This is a genomic window from Nonomuraea sp. NPDC049784, from assembly GCF_040659615.1.
GTDB lineage: Bacteria > Actinomycetota > Actinomycetes > Streptosporangiales > Streptosporangiaceae > Nonomuraea.
In genome coordinates, this window is the sequence record NZ_JBFAMX010001004.1 from 1 (window position 1) to 2,417 (window position 2,417).

A 2,417-nucleotide genomic window follows, 5' to 3' on the forward strand; every position below is an offset into this window, starting at 1 on the left:
GGAGGCCGCCAGCGGATCGGGTGGCGGCTGGCCGGGGTCGGCGGTGCTGGCGCCGGGGGAGGTGTCGTGGCTGCTGCCGCCCTGGCCGCCGCTGTGGCCGCCGCTGTGGCCGCCGCTGTGGCAGGCCAGGACCGGCAGCGCCGCTTGGGCGTCCGCGGGATCCTCCGGGTCGATGCCCAGGCGGGCCAGCAGGCGCTGTGCGATGTCGATCAGCGCCTCGGTGTCGCCTTCGGCGAGCGCGAGCGTCTCCGTCAGCAGGGCGCGCACGTCGGCCAGGGCCTCGTCGCCGAGAACATCCCGGGTCATGGACTCGACCTCGGCGGTGTCCTCGGCGGTGAGCACGCCCACCTCGACACGTCCGAGCACCAGGATGGCGGCGGCCGCCGCGCGCAGCTGTTCCTGTTGCGGTGAGAGGTTCTCCACCGGTGGGAAGGTCAGCAGATGCCGCATGGCGGCACGCAGCCACTGTTCGTCGGCGGGCCGATCCTCCAGCTGCGTGGCGTCCACCCAGGACTCCAGCAGCATCTCGCAGACCCGGGCGATGAGGTGCGAGGAGGCGCCTTGGTGGATGGCACGCTGATCCCAGCCGGGACTGCGGGAGTGTCCGCCCTCGTGGCAGTACACGCCGACCAGGACGGGCTGCTCCAGCCGCCCTTCGCGGGTGGTGGGATCGACGCTGTCGGGATGGGTGCCCGCGGCCAGCACCGACGCGTTGACCGTGATCAGCGCCTTCGACGGCTCGAACCAGCCCGGCGGGGTGCCCTCGGGCTGGTCCCACACCATGGTGGTGAGGATGTCGCTGCGGCCGGTGATGGTTTCGACGATGGCGTTGAGCCGCACGTTGAGGTCGTCGCGTGCTTCACGCAGCCGCTTGCTAACCCGCTTGCCGGTGCTGCTGCGCCGCGCCTCCTCGGCGCGGCGGCCCTGACTGGTGCTCACGCGCCGAACCGTCCGCCTGATGCGGCCGGCTTGGCCTTCGGCCACAGGGTCCGAGCCAGTTCCTGCACCATGTCGCGGTGCTCCGGCGGCACCTTGGCCAGCAGGTTGTTCACCGCGAAGGCGTCGCCGTAGTCCTTGGCGATGTCGCGGGCGTCCAGCAGCGTGCGCAGCTCGATCTGCCAGGTGACCTCACCGTGCTGGCGTCGCTCGTCCAGGTTCTGGGCGAGCTTGACGAACTGGGAGGGCACCCCGAGGTCGCGGGCCATGTTCCAGTCCGTCGTGACCTCGATATGCAGGGAGAACCGGTCGCGCAGGGCGTCCGACATTTGCGCGCCCGGCACGTCCGGGTTGTAGGTGGCCACGACGAACCAGCCCGGAGCGATGGGCAGGGGAGCCCAATCCGGGCGGGAGGGCACGCGAAAGACGCCGCGGCCGTCCATCGGCTCGTACAAGACCGCCAGCACCTCTGGCGGGATGAGCGCGATCTCGTCGATGAGCAGCGGCTTGCCGTCGATGATCGACTTGGTCAGCGGTCCCGGGCGCCAGCTGTAACCGCTGGGTGCGGCCGGGTCCGGCTGCCAGCCGCCGACGAGGTCTTCCACTTCGGTGTTGCCGTTACCTGCGATCATGTACAGGCCCGGACCGTCGTGGGAGGCGAACGCCGCCTGAGGCCAGGCGGTCTTGCCGCTGCCGGGCGGCCCGCCGATCAGGACATGCCTGCCGCGGATCCACGCGTCGCGCAGCAGCGCGAGGTCCTCGAGGTGACCGATCTGGCGCGGGTGGTAGTCCTCGCCGTTGGGGCGGGTGCGCTTGCCGATGGGCTTGGGCCCTGTTGCGGGCGGCTGTGCGCTGCTGGGCAGCCGTCCGCTGTCGAATCCGTCGTCGTCGTTGAGCGTCTCCATGGCTCGGCGTGCGGCTTCCTGCGCAGGAGTGCTGGTGGAGATGTGGTCCTCCAGAGAGGTGGGGTTGCGAGGGAGGATTCAGTGCGGCCAGGGCAACGTCGGGGCCGCGTCGGTGAAGGCCCGCACGATCCGGGTCTTGGCCTGCTGTGATTGGGAAGCGCTGCCGTAACGGCAGTTGTGCAGGTCGTCGTCGTGGACCTCGAACACGGCCGGCTCCCGGAAAGGCAGGTAGGCCTCGCGCTGCCGTTCTTTCTCGCCGGTCAGGCGCAACGCGTTCTCGCGCGCGGCTTCCACGTCGTCGAACTGGGTGATCTTGAAGCGGCCGGCGGAGCCCATCCGCCCGTAGTTGACGATGAGCACGTCGTCGACCACCAGCAGGCGGTAGAACTTGTCGCTGTTGCGGTCGGTGCTGACGCTGGTGTGGCGCACTTCCCAGCCGAGTGCACGGGGCATGAAGGCGTCCCCTTCAGTGGATGGAGCAAGGTGTGAGCAGAAGGGGCGGCCCCGCCGGGCCGACGGCCTTCATCAGAAGGCCGCCGAGCCCGGCGGGTTTTGCCGCGCGATGGGGAGCGGTCA

General features: G+C 70.3%; 3 protein-coding genes. All 3 read right to left on the bottom strand.

Annotation, left to right across the window (positions count from 1 at the left end; translation table 11 throughout):
- A partial coding sequence (locus tag AB0J09_RS62395) for a hypothetical protein (RefSeq protein ID WP_360713630.1) occupies window positions 1-939 on the bottom strand: 939 nt, incomplete at its 3' end.
- On the bottom strand, window positions 936-1,841 hold the full coding sequence (locus tag AB0J09_RS62400; RefSeq protein ID WP_360713632.1) for an AAA family ATPase: 906 nt from the start codon (window positions 1,839-1,841) through the stop codon (window positions 936-938). The genes AB0J09_RS62395 and AB0J09_RS62400, both read right to left, overlap by 4 nt.
- Window positions 1,842-1,919: 78 nt before the next feature.
- A complete protein-coding gene (locus AB0J09_RS62405; RefSeq protein WP_360713634.1) occupies window positions 1,920-2,294 on the bottom strand; it encodes a WGR domain-containing protein in 375 nt (124 codons plus the stop codon).
- Window positions 2,295-2,417: the final 123 nt, after the last annotated feature.